Consider the following 19,997-nt stretch of genomic DNA (forward strand, 5'->3'; position numbering starts at 1 on the left):
GGCGGTGCGTCAGCCGACGGGTGCGGGCTCGCGGGCCGGGCGGCCGTCGACGTCGAGGATTCCCCTGCGGCGGGCCCAGCGCTCGAAGATCACGGTGGCGAACGGCGGCACGGCACAGGCCAGCGCCACGACGGTCACCGGCAGGCTCCACCGGCGCAGCCGGGCCACCGCGAGCACCAGCAGCCCGTACGCGATGAACAGGCCGCCGTGGATCGGGCCGAAGACCTTGACGCCCAGCTCGTTGCCGGGCGGCCCGTACTTGACGGCCATTCCGGCCAGCAGGGCCAGCCAGGAGCAGGCCTCGGCGATCGCCGCCGCGACGAACAGCCGGGTCACCTTCTCGCGCATCGGACGCCACCACCTCTCGGGCGGCAATGCTAACGGTGCCGCCCGTTCGCGCCCTCGCCGACCACGCAGCGTGCGACAGGGGTCACGGGGCCCGCGACTGGGTAGGAAAGAAACCCTCGGGTCTTCCCCGCCCGCCGGCTCCGTGCGAGGTTTGGGGGGACCAGCGGTGACAGGGTGGTGACCATGGGCGAGGATGTCGGCGTACGGACCTTCAGTCGGGAGGACCGGGCCCGTTACCGCGAGAAGGTGCGCAACTGCCTGGACGTCTTCGCCGAGATGTTGCGCGAGTCGCGGTTCGACATCGACCGGCCGATGACCGGGCTGGAGATCGAGCTGAATTTGGTCGATGAGGCGTCGAACCCGGCGATGCGCAACGCCGACGTGTTGGCGGCTATCGAGGATCCGAGCTTCCAGACCGAGCTGGGCCAGTTCAACATCGAGATCAATGTGCCGCCGCGGCGGCTGACCGGCACCGGCACCGCCGACTTCGAGGAGCATGTGCGGGCCAGCCTCAACGCCGCCGAGGAGAAGGCGCGGGCGATCGGCGCGCACATGGTCATGATCGGCATCCTGCCGACGTTGCGGCCCGAGCACCTGACCGCCGGGACGCTCTCGGCGAACCCGCGCTACAGGCTGCTCAACGAGCAGATCTTCGCCGCCCGGGGTGAGGATCTGCCGATCGCCATCAGCGGGGTGGAGCGCCTGGCGGTCACCGCCGACACGATCACCCCGGAGGCGGCCTGCACGAGCACCCAGTTCCACCTCCAGGTCAGCCCGGCGCAGTTCGCCGACTACTGGAACGCCGCCCAGGTGGTCGCCGGCATCCAGGTGGCGTTGGGCGCGAACGCGCCGCTGTTCTTCGGCCGGGAGCTGTGGCGCGAGACCCGCATCCCGCTGTTCCAGCAGGCCACCGACACCCGGCCGGAAGAGATCAAAGCCCAGGGCGTACGCCCCAGAGTCTGGTTCGGCGAACGCTGGATCACCAGCGTGTTCGACCTGTTCGAGGAGAACGTCCGCTACTTCCCGGCGCTGCTGCCGGTGTGCGACCCGCAGGACCCGGCGCAGACCCTCGCGGCCGGTGAGGTGCCCAACCTGGCCGAGCTGCGGCTGCACAACGGCACGATCTACCGCTGGAACCGTCCGGTGTACGACGTGTCGCGCGGCCGGCCGCACCTGCGCGTCGAGAACCGGGTGCTGCCGGCCGGGCCGACCGTGCTGGACACCATCGCCAACGGGGTCTTCTACTTCGGACTGGTCCGTGCCCTGGCCGAGTCGGACCGCCCACTGTGGTCGCAGATGTCGTTCAGCGCCGCCGAGGAGAACTTCACCAGTTGCGCCCGGCACGGCATCGACGCGCAGGTCTTCTGGCCCGGCCTCGGTTACCTGCCGGTCACCGAGCTGGTGCTGCGCCGGCTGCTGCCGATGGCGTACCACGGCCTGGACCGGTGGGGCCTCGACCCGACCGAGCGCGACCGGTTGCTGGGCATCATCGAGCAGCGCTGCCTGACCAGCCGCAACGGCGCGACCTGGCAGGTGGAGACGCTGCACCGGTTGGAGTCCGCCGATCACCTGGACCGGCCGGAGGCGCTGCGCGAGGTGGTCCGGCACTACGTGACGTTGATGCACAGCAACCGGCCGGTGCACGAGTGGCCGATCCCCTGAGGCGAGGCGACGGTCAACCGCGCGGTGTCGGCACGCCGAACAGGTCGGTGATGCCGCCCGGAAGTTGGGCGAGCAGGTCCTGTCGCTGGTCGTCGTCGAGAGCCTCGGCGACCGTATGCAGCACCGCCTGAGCGTGTTGACGCACCTGGTCCGCGTTCGCGACCTGCTCCCGGTCACCGACGTGCTTGAGGAACTCACCGATGTCCCACCGGCGGCCCTGCGGATTGCGGGTGACCGACGTGTCCAGCCGATCCGGTAGCTGTGCCGCCAGGTGGTCGGCCTCCTGTCCGGCGAGCCGTTCGCCGAGCACCGACAGGACGGCCTGTACGGACCGCACGGCCTCGTTCTCCCCGAGGCCCGCGCGCTGGCGTACCGTGGCGATCATCTGGTCGTACTCCATGAACCGCTCCTTTCGTCGGCTCGGCCGGCCGTGCGGCCCGCCGGGCGAACGGGGCGGTTTCCCCGGCTCGCCGGGCACAAACGGGGTGGCGCGGCGTCCGGTGATGCGGTGTCCGGGTGCCGATGCGCCCAGTCGAGGCCGCAGCCGGTCGATGCTCAGACCTTCAGCAGCACCTTCGTGCAGTCGTCCTGCTTCTTCTGGAAGATCTTGTAGCCCTTCGGGGCGTCGCGCAGCGGCAGGCGGTGGCTGACGATGAAGCTCGGGTCGATCTCGCCGCGCTGGATGCGCTCCAACAGTGGCTGGGTGTAGCGCTGCACGTGACACTGGCCGGTCCGCATGATCAGCGACCGGTTCATGAACGCGCCCATCGGGAACTTGTCGACGACGCCCCCGTACGCGCCGACGACCGACACCACCCCGCCGGAGCGGCAGGCCAGGATCGCCTCGCGCAGCGCGAAGGGCCGTTCCGTCTCGGTCCGCGTGGCCTGCTTGGCCCGGTCGTACGCGTACAGGGCCGCGTTGCCGTGGTGGCCCTCCAGGCCGACCGCGTCGATGCAGGCGTCCGGCCCCCGACCGGCGGTCATCTCGTTGAGGGTGTCGAGCACGTCGACGTCCTCATAGTTGATCGTCTCGGCGCCGGCGTGCTCCTCGGCGAGCCGCAGCCGGTACGGGATCCGGTCGATGACGATCACGCGCTCCGCGCCGAGCAGCCGGGCGCTGGCGGCGGCGAGCAGCCCGACCGGTCCCGCGCCCCAGACCGCGATGACCTGCCCCGGTTTGATGTCGCACATCTCGGCGCCCATGTAGCCGGTCGGGAAGACGTCGGCGAGCATGACCGCCTGGTCGTCGGGGATGTCGTCGGGCACCTTGAGCGGGCCGACGTCGGCGAACGGCACCCGGGCGTACTCGGCCTGACCGCCCGCGTACCCGCCGAGGAGGTGGGAGTAGCCGAAGATTCCGGCCGGCGAGTGGCCCATGACCTTCTCGGCGATCCCGGCATTGGGGTTGGAGTTCTCGCACACCGAGTACAGGCCCCGCTGGCACGACGAGCAGTGCCCGCAGGCGATCGGGAAGGGCACCACCACCCGATCACCGGGTTTGAGGTTGCGCACCTGCGGACCCACCTCGACCACCTCGCCCATGAACTCGTGGCCGAGGATGTCTCCCTTGCGCATGGCCGGGATGTAGCCGTGGTAGAGGTGCAGGTCGGAGCCGCAGATCGCGGTGGTGCTGATCTTCACGATCGCGTCGCGGGCATTCATGATCGTCGGGTCGGGCACGTCGATCACCTTGACGCTGTCGGTGCCCATCCAGGCGGTGGCCTTCATCTCTGGGATCCCTTTCGAAGGCGTCTGTGGTCAGCGACGGGACGTCGGCACCGGCTGCGCGGGCCGCTGCATGGCCTGCTGGCGTACGGAGATGCCGTTCGGGCTGCCCTCGGAGCGGACCACCTCGCCGGCCTCCAGCACCTGCTTGAACCGGCGCAGGTCGTCGCGGACCTGCTGCTCGGGCTCCGCGCCGAAGAGCTTGGCCACCGCTCGGCCCAGCGCGCCGGCCGGGGGCGCGTAGCGCAGTTGCACCCGCACCTCGGTGCCCCGGTCACCCGGGGCGGGCACGAACCGGACCCGCCCGGCGTTGGCCACCCGGGCGCCCGGCAACGAGCGCCAGGTTAGGGATTTGTTCGGCTGGTCGTCGATGATCTCGGCGTCCCACTCGATGTGGCGACCGGCCGGGCCGCGCGCGACCCAGTGGGAGCGGCGCAGGTCGTCGGCGCGTACCGACTCCAGGTGCGCCATGAACTTCGGCAGGTTCTCCACGTCGCGCCAGAACCGGTACGCCTCCGCGGGCGACCGGTTCACGGTCACCGCGATCTCCATCCGGATCACCCGGGCGCGGGCCCGTCGCGCGCGGCCGACGCCGATGGCGACGGCCGCGTCCAGGGCGGCGATGCCGGCGATCGCGGCGGTCGTCAACGCCAGGCGGCGTCGGCGTTCACCCCGACGGTCGGCCATCGCCCGGCCCAGCAGGGTGAGGTCGAGCGCGTCACCGGCCACCCGCGTCCACGCCCAGCCGGCGGGTCGGCGGCCGGTGAGCAGGCCGACGGCGTGCACCAGCTCGCGTGCGCCGACGGCCGGGATGACCGCCTGCGCCGCCGGGGAGTCGTCCACCCCGGTCAGTCGCGCGAGGGACCGGGGTACGGCCAGTGCGCCCACGCCCAGGGCCAGGCTCAACAGGCCCAGCGCCCTCGGCAGGGTCGTCGGGACCGGCCCGTCCAGCTCCGGCAGGAGCACCGTCTCGACTCGATCCATGTCGGGTTCCTTTCGCGGGGCCGTGCCGTCGACGCGCGGCGCATCGGCGGTGGGTCCGCCTCCGTGACGCTATGCGCTACGCCGACCCGAGGAGACCGATTCGGGACAGAACGCCCCACACGTCGCTCACCGCGCCTACCCGGGTCTTCCTACAGCGCCCAGCGCAGCACGGTGATCAGGCCGACGACGGTGAGCGCCACCAGGACCAGACCGATCACGGTCGTCACCAGGCAGTCCAGCGCGTCCCGCCACGAGTCGGGCTCGCCCGAGCGGGGGCCGACGTCGGTCCAGGCGACCGGGGCAGGGCCCTCCCGCTCGGCCTGACCGACCAGGTGGGCGAGCCGCGTGCCCGCCACCGGCCCGAGCCGGTCGGTGGGATCGGCGATCACCCGCAGCGCGCGCAGACGTTGCCAGGCGCCCGGGTAGGCCCTCTCGAACGCGGCGATCTCCTGGGCGTCGGCGTCCTCGGTGAGGAACCCCCACCTACCGGCCTCGGCCACGTTGCCCACCTGTCGGTACAGCGCGGCACGCCGGGAGCGCAACTCCAGGTCGTCGGGGTACGCGGCGGTCAGGCTCGCCAGCCGCTGCATCGCGGGGTGGACGTGCCCACGCCGCAGGTCGGCCTCGACCTTCGCCAGTACGTGCTCTCTCGCCATGGCGGCCATTGTGAGGGGTACGCCTGCCGCGCCGACACCCGAATTCCGCTGAGCCACTGTTCACCCTCTACCCTGCTGCCGGCCACCTGGACCCGCTTTCGCCTGACGGTCACTCGGGTCTGCTGTGCAGGACGTCGCGGGCCTGTTCGGCGGCACGGGTGATGCTCTCGCTGATGAAGTCCAGGAAGCGGGCGATGTTCTCCAAACGGGCGGCGGCGGGGGTGTGCGGACCGAGGACGGCGACGCCCTGGCGTGCCGTCTCGACGAGCTGGTCGTTGGCGCGGGCGCTGGCGATCGTCGCCTGGTAGAAGAGTTCGTTGTCGACGACGTAGCGATCGCGACGGCGCTCGTCGCGCTCTCGGCGCACGAGGCTCTGGCTCTCCAGAAAGGCGATCGCCTTGGAGATGGACGCCGGGCTGACCTGGAGGCGCTGGGCGAGCTCCGACGCCCTCAGGCTGCCCGAGTCGGTGGTGAACAGGCAGGTCAGCACCCGGGCTGACATCTTGTTCAGGCCCGAGGCCATCAGGACGGTCGTGAACGTCTCCGCGTACTCGGCGACGGCCTCGGTGTCGCGGCCGTGCGACTGCGCGACCGACTCGGCCGCTCGGGCGGAGGCGGGCACGCGTCGGCGGGCGCGGCGTTCGGTGGCGCGGTGCGCCAGGTCGGCGCGGTAGGCGGTCGGGCCGCCGTTGCGCAGCACCTCGCGGGTGACCGTCGAGGTCGGACGGCCGAGCCGCCGGGCGATCTCGGCGTACGGCAGGCTGTCGGCGAGCCCCAGCGCGATCTGCTGGCGTTCCTGCTGGGTGAGTCTGCCTCCCGGCATCGCGATCTCCTCGGTGGTGGTTTTTTCCGGAGCGCCCCGCGCGCTCCCACCATAGCGTTCACCGTCATTCGATTGCAATGAAGCATCGCCGCAGCGTTGCGTTATATTCCGGACCATTGCAACACATGCAAGCCCTTGAGCTGGGCATATAGGGCTTGGGCGCAACAGCGGCGTTGCCGTCAAGTGGAAAGCAACGTAGCGTTTCCCATATCAGAAACGTCGCTGCGAGCACCAGGAGAGCGTCATGCAGAGCTTCCCGACCCCCACGCCCATCTCCGCCGTCCTGGACATCCCCGCCGGGCGCGTCCAGTTCATCGCCGCCGACCGCGCGGACACCACCGTCGAGGTCCGGCCCACCGACGCCGGCCGCAGCCGCGACACCCGGGCCGCCGAGCGGACCACCATCGCGTACGCCGACGGCGTCCTGCGGGTCACGACCGCGACCCCGGCCAACCAGCTCCTCGGCCCCTCCGGCTCGGTGGAGGTGACCGTTCAACTCCCCGCCGACTCCCGCGTCGAGGTCCGGGCCGCCAGCGCCGAACTGCGCGGCGTCGGACGCCTCGGCGACGTCACCGTCGACGGCGCGTACCGCCATATCAAGATCGACGAAGCCGCGAGCGTGCGTCTCACCGCGATCGACGGCGACGTCGAGGTCGGCCGACTCAACGGCCCGGCCGAGATCAGCACGACGCGGGGCGACATCCTCGTCGCCGAGGCCCGACGCGGCGCGGTCGTGCTGCGTACCCAGTCCGGCGACATCTCGGTCGCCGCCGCCAGCGGCGTCTCGGCCGCCCTGGACGCCGGCACCGGCCACGGCCGGGTCAGCAACGCCCTCACCAACACCGGCAGCGCCGACCTCGACATCCACGCCAGCACCTCGCGCGGCGACATCACCGCCCGCAGCCTCTGAACCCCCAACCCCGCAAGGAGTACGACCATGACGACGAACAACCCCTCCTCGACCAGCTCGACGTGGACCGGCATGGTGCCGGTCGACGACACGGCTCTGGCCGTCACCGACACCGGCGGTTCGGGCATCCCGGTGGTCTTCCTCAACGGCCAGTTCGCCACCCAGGGGTACTGGCGACGCGTCATCGCCGACCTGGGCACCGGGTGGCGGCACATCACCTACGACGAGCGAGCCCGCGGCAGAAAGTCGGGGCGCTCGGCGGACTATTCGTTCGAGGCGGCCGTCCGGGACGTCGACGCCGTTCTCGCCGCCCGGGGCGTGGACCGGGCGGTGCTCGTGGGCTGGTCGTACGGGGCGGTCGTCGGCGCGCACTGGGCCAGCCGGAACCCGGACCGTACAGTCGGGGCGGTGCTGGTCGACGGCGCGTTCCCGCACGACTGGCTGGACGAGGCCATGGAGCAGCGCATCCGCAAGCTGTTCCGGCGGATGCGCTGGTTCATGCCGCTGCTACGCCCGACGGGCCTGGCCCCGCGGATGAACGCCGACGAGCAGGCGGCGAGCAACATCGAGCTGGGGCGACTCTCCGCCGAGCGTGAGCTGGGCCCGGTGCTCGACGCCATCACCGTTCCGGTGCGGTACGTGGTCGCGTCGGGGACGTCCTTCGGCAGCAAGGGCGACGAGCAGGAACACATCCGTGCCAGCCTCGACGCGGTAACCGTCCGCAACCCGAACATCCGAGTCGGCGCGAAGGTCACCAGCAACCACGGCGCGATCCTCAAGAAGGACTTCGCGGCGGTCGCCACCGCCGTACGCGAGGTCGCCGCCCTCGACCCCACGAAACGCTGACGACCACGCCGCCGCTCGCCCGGTCCCGGCTCCCCCGTCGCCTCGAGCGACCGGGCAGCCGGGACGGCAGGCGCCGCCGGGACAGCCGCGACGATCCGGCGGCCAGGGACGGCCCGGACGGCCACGACCACCGGGCGGCCAGAGACGACCCGGACGGCCAGGACCACCGGACGGCCAGAGACGACCCGGACGGCCAGAGGCGACCCTGGCGGCCGGGGCCGGGTCACGCCCCGTGGGCGAGGTGTTGGTCGCGTCCTTTGGAGCTGATTCGTTTGCGACATCACCGGCCGCACGGGGCGTGGCACGGGTCGCGACCACAGTCGACGGCCGGAAAGCGCGTTGATTCGTTCACGACATCAGCTCCATAGGAGCCATCCACCCCCTCAGCCGCTGCCAGACCACCCCCAGCCGCACCGCACCGCACTGCCGCAGCCGCAGCCGCAGCCGCATCGTGCAGCCATCGCCACACCGTCACCGCCGCGGCCGCCGCGCCAGCTCGTGGCACGTCCCCACCTGTCCCGCCCCTCCCTGCTGGCCTCGCCGCCGGCCAGCACCCGTTCGCCGTGACAGTGGGCTGCGCGCGGGCCGGTGCCAGCGGCCGCGACCGCCTGTTACTCCACCGTCCAGGTGATGGCGGGAGGCTGGACCCGGGCGCACACCGGCTCCCCGGCCGCGTCCGTCAGGCCGAGTCTGCCGACCAGGAGCCCGCCGTCGTCGTGTGCGGCGCGCAGCAGCGCGGTCGGGACGTCGGTGAACATCAGCTTCGCTCGTCGGAACATCGCGAACCCGTCCTCGGTCACCGTGCCCCAGCTCAGGTACAGAAACCGCGCTCCGGGACGGCCGTGCACGAACGGCCCTCCGACGTCCAGCATCCCGTCGACCTCCCGGCTGGACACCTCGACGGTCCAGGTGGCGGTGATCGCGTCGGCCGGCACGCGATCGATCACCTCGGTTTTGCGCTGGACCCCTACGTGCACGTTGCCGAGCCGCAGCGCGTCGGCGTCCGCGCCACCGCGCCGACCCGGGAGGTCGCTGCCCTCGATTCGAACGCGCACCCCACCCTCCGGTCTCTCCGACGTCGACCGCCTGCTGCGCCGACGGATGGCGCACCCATCCCGGGTGGCCGCTAGACGATCGTAAAAAGGCGGTCAGCCGGATGCACGACGGCAGCCAGCACCGCGCCCAGCACGAGAGCCGGGTCGACCGGTCGGATCGATTCCGCCTCGAACGTCGCGAATCCGGGTCCGCTGATCCGCAGGCGCAGTTCCAGTGCGGGCTCCTCGCCGCCCGGCTGGTTCGTCACCGCGAGAATCTCCGCCGTCGCCGCGACACCGCCGCTGGACAGCCGACGGGCGTCGCGCCGCGAACGGGTGACCAGCCGCAACCCGAGGACGCCGAAGCCGACTCCGATGATCGTCGCGAGGATGCCGCCGGCGAGAAGGCCCCAGAACTCGGCGGACGACCGCGGTGGCGCCAGCGTCACGGCGACGGCGAGCAGGAGCGGGCCGGGCAGGCAGATGGCCAGGAACACCAGTCGGAAGAGCAACGCGCCGACCGGACCGACGCGCGCCTGTGCCTCCCGTGGTGCACTGATCACCCTCGAACTGTAGTCCGGCGCCCACCGGACCATCTTCGGGAGATCCGCGCGCGACACCACGGCCATGCCCCGGCCCGCGGCCCGATTCAGGGCCGGGTCGCCCGAGCGGAATCGGCCCGACTCCGGAGGTTGCTCGCCGGTGGCATCATCGCCTCATGAACGTTCGTCGTCTGGCGGCCATCGACATGTACGGCAGCCGGGGCACCACCCGCCGACGGCGGATCATCCTGGCCGAGTTCCTCGTCGGCGTGGTCGCCATGGTGGCGTGGGGCAGCTGGCTGTTGGCGTCCTCCGACGAACTCGGCGCCCGGGCGTTCGGCCTGTGGCTCGTCGGGGCGGGCCTCAACTACGCTCCGCTGTCCGCGTACGCCATCATGTTGACGCGGCGCGGCGCCCTCGACGCCGAGCTGACCGGCGCCGACACGGACCGGGAGCTCCGCCGCTACACCGTCCTTCAGCTGTGGGTCTTCGTGCCGCTGTCGCTCGTCGTCTTCACCATCCGCGACGTGCTCGCCCGGCGCGGAGCGCGGACCACCTGACGGACGGTCCGGGTCGCCGTCAGCGGCGCGGGCGGGTGCCGCGGCCGCCGACGGCTTCCCGGTACGCGCGTTGCTGCTCCCGGTGCCGTTCTTCCCAGGGCCGGACGGACCTCGCAGCGAGGCACCAGCCGGCCCAGACGCAGCCGCCCGCGACGAGCAGCAGGAAGAACGCGGCCACCACCTCGTCGAACGAGGGCAGGGCCCCGGCGATGCCGAGGGAACGCTCCAGTTGCCGGTGGTCGCGGAAGTCGAGGTAGTCGCTCGCCATAGCTCCGCCCACGACGACGAGCACCGGGAAGGCGATCAACTGCAGCAGCAGGCCGTACCGGGATCGGTCGATCCAGGCGGCGGGCGAGGCCGGCGCCGGCGCGTACGCCCCGCCGAGCCGGAACGCGGCCGGGACGAGCACGACCGCGGCGGCGAGCCCGCCCGCCACGAGCTGGGCGCTCAGGATGCCCGCGACCCCCGGACGGGCCCAGCCCAGGGCCAGCCAGGTGAGAAGGACAAAGAGGGCCGTCCACCCGACGACGAACGTCAGCGCCCGACGCACGGCTGCCGCCCGAGCCGCCAGGCTGACCCGTTGCGCCTCGGCGGCCTGCCACTCGTCGATCTGCCGCTGTACGTTGCGGCGTTTCTCGGCGGCCGCCTGCTCGCGCTCCGCCTCCCGCCGGGCCGACTCATCGGCTTTCCGCCGGGCGACCTCCGCTTCCCGTCGCGCCTGCTCCTCAGCTAACCGCGCGGCCTCCGCCTTGTGTCGCGCCTGCTCTTCGGCGCGTCGGGCGGCCTCCGCCTCGCGCCGGGTCCGCTCGTCGGCCCGTCGGGCGGCGTCCGCCTTCCGCCGGGCCCGCTCGGCAGGGCCGACGAACGGCGGCAGCGGGTGGGGGCGGGTCCGTTCCCGCAGCGGATGCCGCGGTGGCAGGTCGGCGGGGACCCGCCATCCGACGTCGGTGCCGAGCACCACCCGCATCTCACCGACCAGCCGGTCGGGCAGGAGCGTCGCGACACCCGAGGCGTTGCGCCGGGCGTCGAGGCCGTCGACCACCAGCACCAACCGTTCGCCCCGCTGTTCACATGCCCGGGCGGCGTCGGTGTACCGGCTCAGCAGGTGCGCCTCCCCAGTGGCCCTGGTGAGATGACCCGGCATGGTCCCGTCGGTCAGCTCGACCAACTGCTCCAGCACCACGTCGACGAACGCGTCGCGGGTGTCCTGTTCGGCGCGGCGGGCGATGGCGAAGAACGACACGACCCGTACGCCCGGGGGCGGGTGGAGCACGAACCAGGACAGCAGCGCGGTCATCCCGGCGCCCGGCTCGGCCTCCCACCGCTGGTACGCGCCCGGCCCGTCAGCCGTGCAGAAGGCCGCCAGCCGCGCCAGCTCGGCATCCCGGTCGAGCAGCTCGGCCGGGGCGATCCGGTGCACCTCCGCCAGGTACGCCGATCGCACGATCGGGCCGAAGTTGATGTATTGGAGGCTGTTGTCGCCGAACTGCACGCCCCGGGCGTGGCGGGCGTCGATGCCGCGCGACCGGTTGTCGTCCGGCTGCCCGCTGTCGCCCATCCGCCCGGCTGCCTCAGTTGAAGGTAATGTGCTGGATGCTGGCGCTGCCGAACTGGACGCCCTGTGCCCCGCGCACGTCGACCGGCCCGATCTCGGTGCGGGCAGCGGGCGCCTCGGCGCGCGCCAACAGGTCCCGCGCGAGGCGGAGGATCTGCTCGTCCCGGTCGACGCCCGCTCGGGTGAGTTCGTCGGCGAGGCGTACCTGCCAGACGTCCGATTCGGTGCCCTCGGCCTCCAACGACCGCAGCGCCTCCTGGCCGTCGCCCGTCAGCCGGCGGCGGACCAGGCTGCGGAAGCTCTCGGCGGCGTCGCGGACCGCGACGCTGGTCGCGTCGGTGACGCCAGTCGACACACCGAGCGCCAGCGCGGAGAGAAGCAGTTCCACACCGTCCACGAGCACCTCCGTCAGCGACGCCAGCAACGTGCCCCTATTGCACCATCCGGACACCGCCCGTGGGCACCCACGCCGACGCCCCGCGCCGGGTGGTGGGTGCGGCGGCGACCGTCCACGCAGGTGGCGGGCGGGCACGCCACCTGGTGTCCGGATGACGACAGGCCCGGTGAGGTCACCATCGCGGCGATGGCGCGACCGGAACAGCCACCGCCGCGGGAGGCCCTAGGGTGCAGGCATGGTTGACAGTCGTCAGGTGCTGCGCTTCCGTGTCCGGGCCCAGCAGCTCGACAGGGCTGAGGGCACGCTCGCCGACACCGCGGTCCTGGCCATCGGTGTGCAGAACACCGGCCCCGACGGCGCCCGGTGGGCGTTGGCCGCGCGCGGGGTCGACGTGACCGCGTTGTCCGACGAGCAGGTGGTCCTGCTGTGGACGGTGCGCGGCGCCCCGCACCTCTACCGCCGGGCCGACGTGGGGCGCGTGGTGGCAGCGCTCGAACCGTTCTCCGATGCCGACGCGGGCAAGCGCATCTACGACGCCGCCAAGCCGTTGAAGGCGGCCGGCATCGCCAATCTCGCGGCCCTGGACGAGGTGGCAGCCCGCATGCGGGCCATCGTCACCAGGCCGACGGTCAAGGGTGACGTGTCCGGCCGCCTGGCCGCGGTGCTGCCCGAGCCGTATCAGCGGTTCTGCCGGCCCTGCGACGCCACGCACATCTACGAGATGCCGTTCCGGCTCGCCGCCGTGCGCGCCGGGCTGGAGTTGGAGCTCGACACGTCACCACCGGTCCTGCGACGCATCACCGGGTTCCGCAGGGCGGCCAGCGCGGGCGACCGCTTCGACCTCGTCCGCGCCTACCTTCGCCTGCTCGGCCCGGCCACCCCGAAACACGTGGCCGACTATCTGGACGCCCCGGTCAAGGATGTGAAGGCCCGCTGGCCCGACGACGTGATCGAGGTGACTGTCGACGGGCAGGCGCGCTCGCTGCTGGCCGCCGACGAGGAGGCGCTGGACTCGGCCGATGCCAGGGGCGCCCGCCTCCTCGGCCCGTTCGACCTGTTCCTCCAGGCCAAGGACCGGACGACGCTGGTGCCGGACACCGCCCGCGCCAAGGAGCTGTGGCCGGTGCTGGGTCGCCCCGGCGCCGTCCTGGTCGACGGTGACCTCGTCGGCACCTGGCGTCCCCGTAAGTCCGGCAGGACGTTCACGGTCGCGGTCCAGCCCTGGCAGCCGCTGTCGCGTACCGCGCGCACGGCCGTCACCGCACAGGCCGAACGTCTCGCCGCCCACCGCGCCGTCTCCCTCAGCGGCGTCGACTTCGGCAGTTAGGTCCCCGCGCGTCGAACGGGCTGAGAGACTGCGGAGACCCCTCGGCGCTCGACTGCGGAACGCGCCGACGCCCGACGCGCGGAGAGGGGCGAGGATGCAACCGACCTGGCTCCTGGCGCTGGCCTGGGTCTCCCTCACGGTCGGCGTCGTCAGCCGCGCGATCGTCCACACCGGGGCATCGTCGTCACCCAGGTGTCGCGCTGCGGCGCCCACTGCGCCCTCGGTTTCGTCGTCGCCGAGGTGGCCCTGTACCTGATGAGATCCGACCCGGCCCACGAGACCCTGTGGGTCGACTACGCCGGGGACTACCTGGCGGCGGTGGTGATAGCAGTGCTCTTCCGGTACGTCGGCGCGCCCGGTCGCAGCGGCACGAAGGTCTGGCACGCGATGTCCACGGTCGTCCGGGTCGAACTGCTGACCATCACCGCGTTCGAGTTGGCGCTGTTCGGGTGGCTGACGCTCGCGCACCGCGTGGTCTTTCCCGAGCCACCCCTGCGACCCGACAGCCCGATCTTCTGGTTCGCCGGCCAGTTGGGGCTGATCGCCGGCTTCGTCGCGGCGTGGCCCACCGCCTCCTGGCAGCTCGGTCGGGGGCTGAGAATCGAACGGCGCCTCTCCCACGACTGACCGTGACCTGACAGCGAGTGGATCGTGGCGGCTGGGCGAAATTCGGTGGCCAGGAGGCCGTTGGCGGTCTAGCGTGCCCGCCGTGCTCCCCAACGAAAAGATCATCGGACAGGCCCTGGACCGGATCGAGGCAGGGTACGTCTTTCCGGACCGGGTCGCGGACATCGACGCCGCGATCCGGCGCCATCTCGCGGCGGGCGACTACGACGACCTGGACGGGCCGGCGCTCTGCGAGACGGTGACCGCCCACCTCCAGCAGGCCTGCCCGGACAGGCATCTGCGGCTGCTGTGGTCGGACCGGCCGCAGTCGCTGGATCCGGCGGACGAGGACGGGGGGCAGGCCGCGTTCCGCGCGCTGCTGCGCGCGGAGAACCAGGGGATCCGCCGCGTCGAGCACCTGGACGGGAACGTCGGGCTCGTCGACGTGCGGCGCATCGCGTACGCCGACGACGGCGCCGCCGCGATCGGCGCGGCCATGCAGTTGGTGGCCCTCAGCTCCGCGCTCATCCTCGACCTGCGCGCGTGCAGCGGCGGAACGCCGGAGGGCGCCGCGATGTGGTGCAGCTACTTCTTCCGCGACGACCAGGTGCACCTCAACGACTTCTACGAGCGGTCCACGGGCGCCACGCGCCAGTTCTGGACGACCGCGCACCTTCCCGCGCCGCGCTATGCGGACCGTCCGGTCCATGTGCTCACCAGCGCGATGACGTTCTCCGGTGGCGAGGACGTGGCGTACACCCTGCAGGCGCACGGCCGGGCGGTCGTCGTCGGTGAGACGACGCGTGGCGGCGCGCATCCGACGGCCCGCCACCCCGTCACCGAACACATCCTCGTGACCGTGCCGACCGCCCGGACCATCAACAGCGTCACCGGCACCAACTGGGAGGGCGTCGGAGTGATCCCCGACGTGCCCGTTCCGGCGGACCAGGCGCTCGACACGGCCCTCAAGGCCATCGCGGGCGCCTAGCCGGATCGGGCGGCACAATGGACACATGCTGACCCTCGGGGCGGTCCACACCGGTCTTGTGCAGCATTCCGGTGCGCTGCCGGTCGGCCGTGCGGCCGAACTGCTCGACCTCGTCGAGGGCGCCGCCGTGGTGTCGGTCCGCCGCCCGATGGCCTGCACGACCTCACCCGAGATGCTCACCGGCGTCGACTGTGACGCGCCCAGCAGCACCGGACGTCGCGTACGGGTCGTCGGCACGATCATCGGCCGGGTGAGCGTCACCGGTGGCCGCATCGCGCAGTCCTCGGTGGATACCCGGCTGCAACGGGCCGCGATCAGCACTCGCCTGCCGTGGCAGATCTACCTCGGCCGGCCCGGGCAGCTGGACGCGATCGGCAAGGTGAGCGCGCCCGCCGTGGTCGACGGGTACCTGCGTGGCGGCGCTGGCCGCTCCGAGGTCCCGCACACGAGCCTCGACCTGGACGCCGTGGCCATGCAGCTGCTCGACCGGGTGCAGCGTGGCGACCTGCTGGACCGGCGGCCGCCGCTGCGGGCTCCGCGTACTACCCTGCGCTGGTCGATCATGGTGGACGACCGGTCATCGGTGGACGACCGGGCGAGCTTCACGGTCGGGGCCGGACAGGCGCGCACCCTCGAGGTGACGCTGGGCCGCCACGACCCGACCGCCGCCCGACTCCTCTGCGAGGACCTGGCGCTGCACGACTGGCTGGTGACCACTGTGTCATCGGTGGTGGACGACCTCGCCGCCACCTCGTGGCCACCGCCGGTCCGGGTCCACCGGCTCAACCTGCTCGTCGAACACCTCACGCGCCTGTGGATGCCCGGCGCCCGGGTGCCCGGTTCGATGAGTGCCCTGGCGCAGGAGCTGGACCGGCAGGCGGGCCTCACTCGCCAGTGGACGGCCTGCGTGCAGTGGATCCGCGACCAGCTCGCCGCTGCCACCGCCGTTCAATCGTTGACGAAGATGTAGGCGATCCGATCAACGATCCGCTGCGGCAGCTCGATGCCCTCCGCCACGCTTCGGTGCCGCAGTTCGTCCAGGAGGTCGGCGTCCACGGCGATCTGGCTCAGGATGGTCCGCACCGCGTGCTCCACCGGCAGCAACGGCGACCGGAGCACCGAGCACGTCTGATAGGCGGTGAACGGCTCGGCGTCGGGGTTGAGCTGCAGAACCGGTGGCATCGTGGTCCAGTCGGGCGGCAGCGTCGCGGCCGGATCGAACCGCTGCGGACGGGCCACCACGGCGCCGTGACGGCGGAGCAGCCCAAGCCGCACCAACTGCCAGACCGAGGCCAACAGGGCGCACGACCACGTCGGCACCCCGGCGTCCTGCGACCACAGCTCGACGTCGACGAAGATGCTGTGCCAGGGGGCGGTGCTCTCCACGGGCGGTGCCCAGGGCACGGGCGGGCGCATGGCCGGCCGGATCTCGTCCGGAGAGCGCCGTCCGTTGCAGAGCCAGCCTGATTCGGTGGTGAACGAGCCGGCGCCGGTGACCCGGGAAGCCGGGTCGGGCACCAGGCGGTCGGCGACGAGCCGGGCGAGCCTGACCCCGTCCGCCTCGGCGCACGCCGATTCGCGAGCGAGGTAGTCGATGACGACTCCCGTCTGCTCGCAGGCGACGTGCAGCTGCTTGATCACCTCGTCCGGCGGCGGGATCTCGTTCGCGTAGTCGTCGACGAGGATGCAGGTGCTCACGCGTGGTCGGACACGGGGTGGCAACCGGCGGCGGCAGGATTCGCCTGCCGCCCGCAGCCACGGCTCGCTCCGAGCGAGATGCCGCAGCATCTCGCCGTCGCCGGGCACGAAACCTTCCGCGTAGAGATGACCCACCTCAACGGACAGGTGCGAGAGCGGAACGGATTCCGTACGCCGCCCGGCCGTCGCCTCGGCGAACGTGACCTCCACACCCATCATCCGGCCTCCTCGCCCTCGACCACGATCGTCAGGAGCCGCACGAAGGAGGCGACCGTGCCGGCTCCGGCGATCTTCCGCTCGTGCAGGTCGTCGTCGCAGATCAGCTGCTCACGCCCGTGCAGCAGCGCATCGAACGGCACAGTCGTCCGATCGGCGCCCATGCCGTCGGCGAGCCTTGTCAGATCACGGTCACAGGCCCGCAGGAACTCCGTCTGCACCTGGCCGAGCGTCGCCCCCTCGGCGTACGGGTCGATCACCGCGGTCCGTACGAAGTGCAGACCCTCCTCGAAGGCCTCGGCGTCGTGGCCGCGCCGGCGGGCCACCTTGAGCAGGCCGCAATCGTCGTGGACGAGGCCGGTGGCGGCCGTCACATGGTCGCGGGTCCACTTGTGGAACACGAGCCACCGCGATGGGACCTTCCGGACTACCGGCATCGCCGTGGCGGCCAGGGCCATGTCGACGGCGAAGGAGCGGCCTGCACTCAGATCGACGATCACGACCTGGAACTCCTCCGCCAGATACAGGAGCAGTTTGGCGCACCGCTCGTCGATCGTGGGCGTGGTGACGAATTCCGAGCCGTTGCGGTCACCGGGGAACAGGACGAGCTGACCGGCGCCCGGCGGTCGACGGCGCAGGGCCGGGTGATCCGACCCGGCCCACACGTCGACGCGGTCGGGTGCACTGGTCTCGGCGAGCAGGTACGACTGCGTCCCCCCACGCGACGTGCCGCCCGCGACAGCGGACACGGCGAAGACAGTGCCGGCAGTCGGCGACGCGAAGCTGAAATCGAGGTAGCACGTGTCCCGCCCGGTCAGGGCGCTGCGATAGGCCACGTTGGCGCCGACCACCGAGCGGCCGGCCCCGCCCTTGCCGGAGGTTGCGAAGATGAACACAGCCACCCCCTTCCCCGGCACAGGCTAACCCGGCCACACAGTCCCAATGACAGTGGTAAATGTCTGCTCCCGCGAATTGCACGAAGTCCGCGGCCTTCGGGCTACGACTGCGTCGGGTCGTGGTTGTCTGGAGCGGACCGGCGCCCTGGAGGCCGAGGTGTACGAGGTGCAGCCAATGCCGACCCGCAACAACGACGTCGACTGGAACACGTTCCAGCCACGCGCCTATCACGCGCACAACTACCGTTCGGTGCGTCCCGACGACCTTCAGATCGTCCGTGCCACCAGAGACTTCTTCGCCACGGCGAACCTGCCCTCGCATCCCGCCCGCGGCCTCGACGTGGGTGCCGGCGCCAACCTCTATCCCGCCTTCGCCATGATGCCTCTCTGCGAACACGTCGACCTCGTCGAACACTCGCCGGCCAACGTCCGGTGGCTGCGGTCCCGGCAGAGTCGGTGGCGGCGCTTCGATCACGGGTGGGACGAGTTCTGGCAGCTCTACGCGGAGCGGGACCGCTACGCCGCGGCGATGCGCGGCCGTCGCCCGCTCGCGGAGTTTCGGGCCAAGGCCACGGTCACGCAGGGCAGCATCTTCGACCTGCCACAGCAGCGATGGGATATCGGCACCATGTTCTTCGTGGCTTGTTCCCTGTCGGCCGACCGTGAGGAGTTCGACCGGGCCGTACGCTGCTTCACCCGTGCTCTGCGGCCCGACGCGCCGTTCGCGACGGCCTTCATGACCGGCTCCGACGGTTACGACGTCGATGGCGTGCGCTTCCCGGCCGTTCCGGTCGACACGGTGATCGTCGAGCAGACGCTGCAGCCGCTGGCCACCGACGTCAAGGTGGTCCCGATCGACTCCGAGCACCCGTTGCGCCCGAACGTCGGCATGGTCCTCGCGCTCGGGCACTCACGGGGCGCCTCGACAAAGAGCTAGCGCCCCTTCCGTAGCCCCGGGAGCGCACTCGGCGCGAACGCCATCACCGTGCCGCCGGAGGCGCGGCCGTCGGTCGAGAGCTTCGCCGCTGACCGCCTGCATCTATTGCGGCCGTTCTTCCTCGTCGATGGGGTAGGCCGCGGCCCACAGCGCACGGAAGACCTGCACGCGTTCCATCACCCGGGGCGTGCGCAGCACCAGGCGCGTCTCCGCGATGACCGGCATGGCGTCGTTGACCAGCGAGGACGCCGGGGTGGTCTCGTAGGACAGCACCCCGTCGAAGACGATGAAGTCGACCACCTGCGGCCGCAGCACCGGCGGCGTCCGTTCCCGGTCGAGCACCCGCACCTGAATGCCGAACTCCTCCTGCTGCCGGCAGGCACGCTGCATGTCGGGATGCGCCAGGTCCCTGCGGTCGTCCACGATGAAGATCCGCCGGATGCGGGCCTCGTTCTCCTCGACCGCCTGCCGTTGCGCATCCAGATAGCGCTGGCCGAACTCGCTGCGCCACAGCCCCCCGTCCACCGAGGCCAGGCTGATCGCGTCGATCGACTCGCACACATGCCGGGTCAGCCCCAGCAGCCAGTCCCGGTCCTCGCCGTAATAGGTGACGTCGCCGCCCTCCGCCATCTCCTTGATGAAGTCGGACATGTCACGGATCTGAGTACGCACGAAGTTGTAGATCAGCGGAGGCGAATCGGGGCTGATCTCGGTCGAGTGCTGCACGAACTGAGTCACCAGGTCGGTCTGCACGGCCGACGCCTCGATCGACCCAAACAATCGGGTCGCGTCATTGATCTTCGCGAACGCGTCCCCGACCAGCCTCTCCATGCGTACCTGGCCACTACGTGAGGAGGCCTCCACGACGGCCAGCCGCTGCTCGAAGTCCACGAGAAAACGCACCAGTAGCGTGATTCCGCCGATGAGAATGGACAGAGTAATGCTCGTCGTCACCGGCTGCTTCAACGCATTGGTGATCAGAAAGGTGGCAGCACCCGTCGCGGCGGTGACGGCCATCTTGCGCGTGACGGTGGACGGCGCGGCGACCACGGTCGCGGCCGCCTCGCTCGGGGTGCCAACGCCCGCACGAGAGCCCCGTCGTCCCTGCTCATCCGCCGCCACACCCCAAATTGCAGCGCATTAATTGAGGGAGTGCAAGCACTCGCCTGGCGAGCAGTCGTCGCCACGTTCACCCCTCACCGCAGGTCCGGAGAATCGATCTCCACATTCTCGGACGGCCGTTTCGTCGGCCGTCGGTCGCTTGATCGAGTTGCGACGAGCGGCTTC

22 protein-coding genes are annotated in these 19,997 nt (G+C 71.4%); 9 read left to right on the forward strand and 13 right to left on the reverse strand.

Annotation, left to right across the window (positions count from 1 at the left end; all coding sequences use genetic code 11):
- Positions 1-9: 9 nt before the first annotated feature.
- Complete coding sequence (locus OG505_RS11480) at positions 10-348, reverse strand: DUF3817 domain-containing protein (protein WP_405433078.1); 339 nt, start codon at positions 346-348, stop codon at positions 10-12.
- 183 nt (positions 349-531) lie between these two features.
- Here OG505_RS11480 and OG505_RS11485 point away from each other — a divergent pair, with 183 nt between their 5' ends.
- On the forward strand, positions 532-2,010 hold the full coding sequence (locus OG505_RS11485; protein ID WP_405433080.1) for a glutamate--cysteine ligase: 1,479 nt from the start codon (positions 532-534) through the stop codon (positions 2,008-2,010).
- 13 nt (positions 2,011-2,023) lie between these two features.
- On the opposite strand, the gene OG505_RS11490 is transcribed toward OG505_RS11485, so the two are convergent.
- The 5 genes from OG505_RS11490 to OG505_RS11510 form a co-directional block, all read right to left on the reverse strand.
- Positions 2,024-2,410, reverse strand: coding sequence for a DUF2267 domain-containing protein (locus tag OG505_RS11490; protein WP_405433081.1), 387 nt, complete (start codon positions 2,408-2,410; stop codon positions 2,024-2,026).
- A 155-nt stretch (positions 2,411-2,565) separates the two neighbouring features.
- Positions 2,566-3,738 (reverse strand): zinc-dependent alcohol dehydrogenase, encoded by a 1,173-nt coding sequence (locus tag OG505_RS11495; RefSeq protein WP_405433082.1) that lies wholly within the window; start codon positions 3,736-3,738, stop codon positions 2,566-2,568.
- A 30-nt stretch (positions 3,739-3,768) separates the two neighbouring features.
- The gene (locus OG505_RS11500) at positions 3,769-4,719 is read right to left on the reverse strand and encodes an SRPBCC family protein (protein WP_405433083.1); all 951 of its coding nucleotides are present in this window, start codon (positions 4,717-4,719) and stop codon (positions 3,769-3,771) included.
- 149 nt (positions 4,720-4,868) lie between these two features.
- On the reverse strand, positions 4,869-5,375 hold the full coding sequence (locus OG505_RS11505; RefSeq protein WP_405433084.1) for a DUF6584 family protein: 507 nt from the start codon (positions 5,373-5,375) through the stop codon (positions 4,869-4,871).
- A 109-nt stretch (positions 5,376-5,484) separates the two neighbouring features.
- Positions 5,485-6,198, reverse strand: coding sequence for a helix-turn-helix domain-containing protein (locus OG505_RS11510; RefSeq protein ID WP_405433085.1), 714 nt, complete (start codon positions 6,196-6,198; stop codon positions 5,485-5,487).
- A 244-nt stretch (positions 6,199-6,442) separates the two neighbouring features.
- Here OG505_RS11510 and OG505_RS11515 point away from each other — a divergent pair, with 244 nt between their 5' ends.
- Positions 6,443-7,108 (forward strand): DUF4097 family beta strand repeat-containing protein, encoded by a 666-nt coding sequence (locus OG505_RS11515; RefSeq protein ID WP_405433087.1) that lies wholly within the window; start codon positions 6,443-6,445, stop codon positions 7,106-7,108.
- Positions 7,109-7,135: 27 nt separating this feature from the next.
- Complete coding sequence (locus tag OG505_RS11520) at positions 7,136-7,954, forward strand: alpha/beta fold hydrolase (RefSeq protein WP_405433088.1); 819 nt, start codon at positions 7,136-7,138, stop codon at positions 7,952-7,954.
- 611 nt (positions 7,955-8,565) lie between these two features.
- Here OG505_RS11520 and OG505_RS11525 read toward each other — a convergent pair.
- Together OG505_RS11525 and OG505_RS11530 are read right to left on the reverse strand one after the other, a co-directional pair.
- Positions 8,566-9,009 (reverse strand): DUF5990 family protein, encoded by a 444-nt coding sequence (locus OG505_RS11525; protein ID WP_405433089.1) that lies wholly within the window; start codon positions 9,007-9,009, stop codon positions 8,566-8,568.
- A 71-nt stretch (positions 9,010-9,080) separates the two neighbouring features.
- Complete coding sequence (locus OG505_RS11530) at positions 9,081-9,551, reverse strand: hypothetical protein (protein WP_405433090.1); 471 nt, start codon at positions 9,549-9,551, stop codon at positions 9,081-9,083.
- A gap of 155 nt (positions 9,552-9,706) precedes the next feature.
- Here OG505_RS11530 and OG505_RS11535 point away from each other — a divergent pair, with 155 nt between their 5' ends.
- Positions 9,707-10,090 carry a hypothetical protein gene (locus OG505_RS11535; RefSeq protein WP_405433091.1) on the forward strand — a complete coding sequence of 128 codons (384 nt, stop codon included), beginning with the start codon at positions 9,707-9,709 and terminating at the stop codon, positions 10,088-10,090.
- A 19-nt stretch (positions 10,091-10,109) separates the two neighbouring features.
- Here OG505_RS11535 and OG505_RS11540 read toward each other — a convergent pair whose 3' ends face one another.
- Both OG505_RS11540 and OG505_RS11545 read right to left on the reverse strand, forming a co-directional pair.
- Positions 10,110-11,648 carry a hypothetical protein gene (locus OG505_RS11540; protein ID WP_405433092.1) on the reverse strand — a complete coding sequence of 513 codons (1,539 nt, stop codon included), beginning with the start codon at positions 11,646-11,648 and terminating at the stop codon, positions 10,110-10,112.
- A gap of 13 nt (positions 11,649-11,661) precedes the next feature.
- The gene (locus OG505_RS11545) at positions 11,662-12,042 is read right to left on the reverse strand and encodes a hypothetical protein (RefSeq protein ID WP_393293036.1); all 381 of its coding nucleotides are present in this window, start codon (positions 12,040-12,042) and stop codon (positions 11,662-11,664) included.
- A 235-nt stretch (positions 12,043-12,277) separates the two neighbouring features.
- Between OG505_RS11545 and OG505_RS11550 the strand changes: the two genes are divergently transcribed.
- The 4 genes from OG505_RS11550 to OG505_RS11565 all read left to right on the forward strand — a co-directional run bounded on the left by OG505_RS11550 (position 12,278) and on the right by OG505_RS11565 (position 15,933).
- Complete coding sequence (locus tag OG505_RS11550; protein ID WP_405433093.1) at positions 12,278-13,369, forward strand: winged helix DNA-binding domain-containing protein; 1,092 nt, start codon at positions 12,278-12,280, stop codon at positions 13,367-13,369.
- 192 nt (positions 13,370-13,561) lie between these two features.
- Positions 13,562-13,996, forward strand: a complete 435-nt coding sequence (locus tag OG505_RS11555; protein WP_405433094.1) for a DUF4396 domain-containing protein — start codon at positions 13,562-13,564, stop codon at positions 13,994-13,996.
- An 82-nt stretch (positions 13,997-14,078) separates the two neighbouring features.
- Positions 14,079-14,963 carry a S41 family peptidase gene (locus OG505_RS11560; RefSeq protein ID WP_393293043.1) on the forward strand — a complete coding sequence of 295 codons (885 nt, stop codon included), beginning with the start codon at positions 14,079-14,081 and terminating at the stop codon, positions 14,961-14,963.
- A gap of 25 nt (positions 14,964-14,988) precedes the next feature.
- Positions 14,989-15,933: an SCO2521 family protein gene (locus OG505_RS11565; RefSeq protein WP_405433095.1), complete on the forward strand. Its 945-nt coding sequence runs from the start codon at positions 14,989-14,991 to the stop codon at positions 15,931-15,933.
- On the opposite strand, the gene OG505_RS11570 is transcribed toward OG505_RS11565, so the two are convergent.
- A complete protein-coding gene (locus tag OG505_RS11570; protein ID WP_405433096.1) occupies positions 15,912-16,880 on the reverse strand; it encodes an SCO2522 family protein in 969 nt (322 codons plus the stop codon). The genes OG505_RS11565 and OG505_RS11570 overlap by 22 nt on opposite strands.
- Positions 16,877-17,773 carry an SCO2523 family variant P-loop protein gene (locus tag OG505_RS11575; protein ID WP_405433097.1) on the reverse strand — a complete coding sequence of 299 codons (897 nt, stop codon included), beginning with the start codon at positions 17,771-17,773 and terminating at the stop codon, positions 16,877-16,879. Before OG505_RS11575 ends, OG505_RS11570 begins: the two co-directional genes overlap by 4 nt.
- A gap of 175 nt (positions 17,774-17,948) precedes the next feature.
- On the opposite strand from OG505_RS11575, the gene OG505_RS11580 reads away from it, so the two are divergent.
- Entirely contained in the window at positions 17,949-18,710 is a 762-nt protein-coding gene (locus tag OG505_RS11580) for an SCO2525 family SAM-dependent methyltransferase (protein WP_405434472.1), read from the forward strand.
- A gap of 102 nt (positions 18,711-18,812) precedes the next feature.
- Here OG505_RS11580 and OG505_RS11585 read toward each other — a convergent pair whose 3' ends face one another.
- Entirely contained in the window at positions 18,813-19,832 is a 1,020-nt protein-coding gene (locus tag OG505_RS11585; RefSeq protein ID WP_405433098.1) for a hypothetical protein, read from the reverse strand.
- Positions 19,833-19,997 lie beyond the last annotated feature (165 nt).

This window comes from Micromonospora sp. NBC_00617 (genome assembly GCF_045161355.1).
GTDB lineage: Bacteria > Actinomycetota > Actinomycetes > Mycobacteriales > Micromonosporaceae > Micromonospora.

What these genes read in the sequence shown, in the direction of transcription:
- OG505_RS11480 (WP_405433078.1), bottom strand. Translation starts at nt 348, where the DNA reads ATGCGCGAGAAGGTGACCCGGCTGTTCGTCGCGGCGGCGATCGCCGAG.
- OG505_RS11485 (WP_405433080.1), top strand. Translation starts at nt 532, where the DNA reads ATGGGCGAGGATGTCGGCGTACGGACCTTCAGTCGGGAGGACCGGGCC.
- OG505_RS11490 (WP_405433081.1), bottom strand. Translation starts at nt 2,410, where the DNA reads ATGGAGTACGACCAGATGATCGCCACGGTACGCCAGCGCGCGGGCCTC.
- OG505_RS11495 (WP_405433082.1), bottom strand. Translation starts at nt 3,738, where the DNA reads ATGAAGGCCACCGCCTGGATGGGCACCGACAGCGTCAAGGTGATCGAC.
- OG505_RS11500 (WP_405433083.1), bottom strand. Translation starts at nt 4,719, where the DNA reads ATGGATCGAGTCGAGACGGTGCTCCTGCCGGAGCTGGACGGGCCGGTC.
- OG505_RS11505 (WP_405433084.1), bottom strand. Translation starts at nt 5,375, where the DNA reads ATGGCGAGAGAGCACGTACTGGCGAAGGTCGAGGCCGACCTGCGGCGT.
- OG505_RS11510 (WP_405433085.1), bottom strand. Translation starts at nt 6,198, where the DNA reads ATGCCGGGAGGCAGACTCACCCAGCAGGAACGCCAGCAGATCGCGCTG.
- OG505_RS11515 (WP_405433087.1), top strand. Translation starts at nt 6,443, where the DNA reads ATGCAGAGCTTCCCGACCCCCACGCCCATCTCCGCCGTCCTGGACATC.
- OG505_RS11520 (WP_405433088.1), top strand. Translation starts at nt 7,136, where the DNA reads ATGACGACGAACAACCCCTCCTCGACCAGCTCGACGTGGACCGGCATG.
- OG505_RS11535 (WP_405433091.1), top strand. Translation starts at nt 9,707, where the DNA reads ATGAACGTTCGTCGTCTGGCGGCCATCGACATGTACGGCAGCCGGGGC.
- OG505_RS11540 (WP_405433092.1), bottom strand. Translation starts at nt 11,648, where the DNA reads ATGGGCGACAGCGGGCAGCCGGACGACAACCGGTCGCGCGGCATCGAC.
- OG505_RS11550 (WP_405433093.1), top strand. Translation starts at nt 12,278, where the DNA reads ATGGTTGACAGTCGTCAGGTGCTGCGCTTCCGTGTCCGGGCCCAGCAG.
- OG505_RS11565 (WP_405433095.1), top strand. Translation starts at nt 14,989, where the DNA reads ATGCTGACCCTCGGGGCGGTCCACACCGGTCTTGTGCAGCATTCCGGT.
- OG505_RS11570 (WP_405433096.1), bottom strand. Translation starts at nt 16,880, where the DNA reads ATGATGGGTGTGGAGGTCACGTTCGCCGAGGCGACGGCCGGGCGGCGT.
- OG505_RS11580 (WP_405434472.1), top strand. Translation starts at nt 17,949, where the DNA reads ATGCCGACCCGCAACAACGACGTCGACTGGAACACGTTCCAGCCACGC.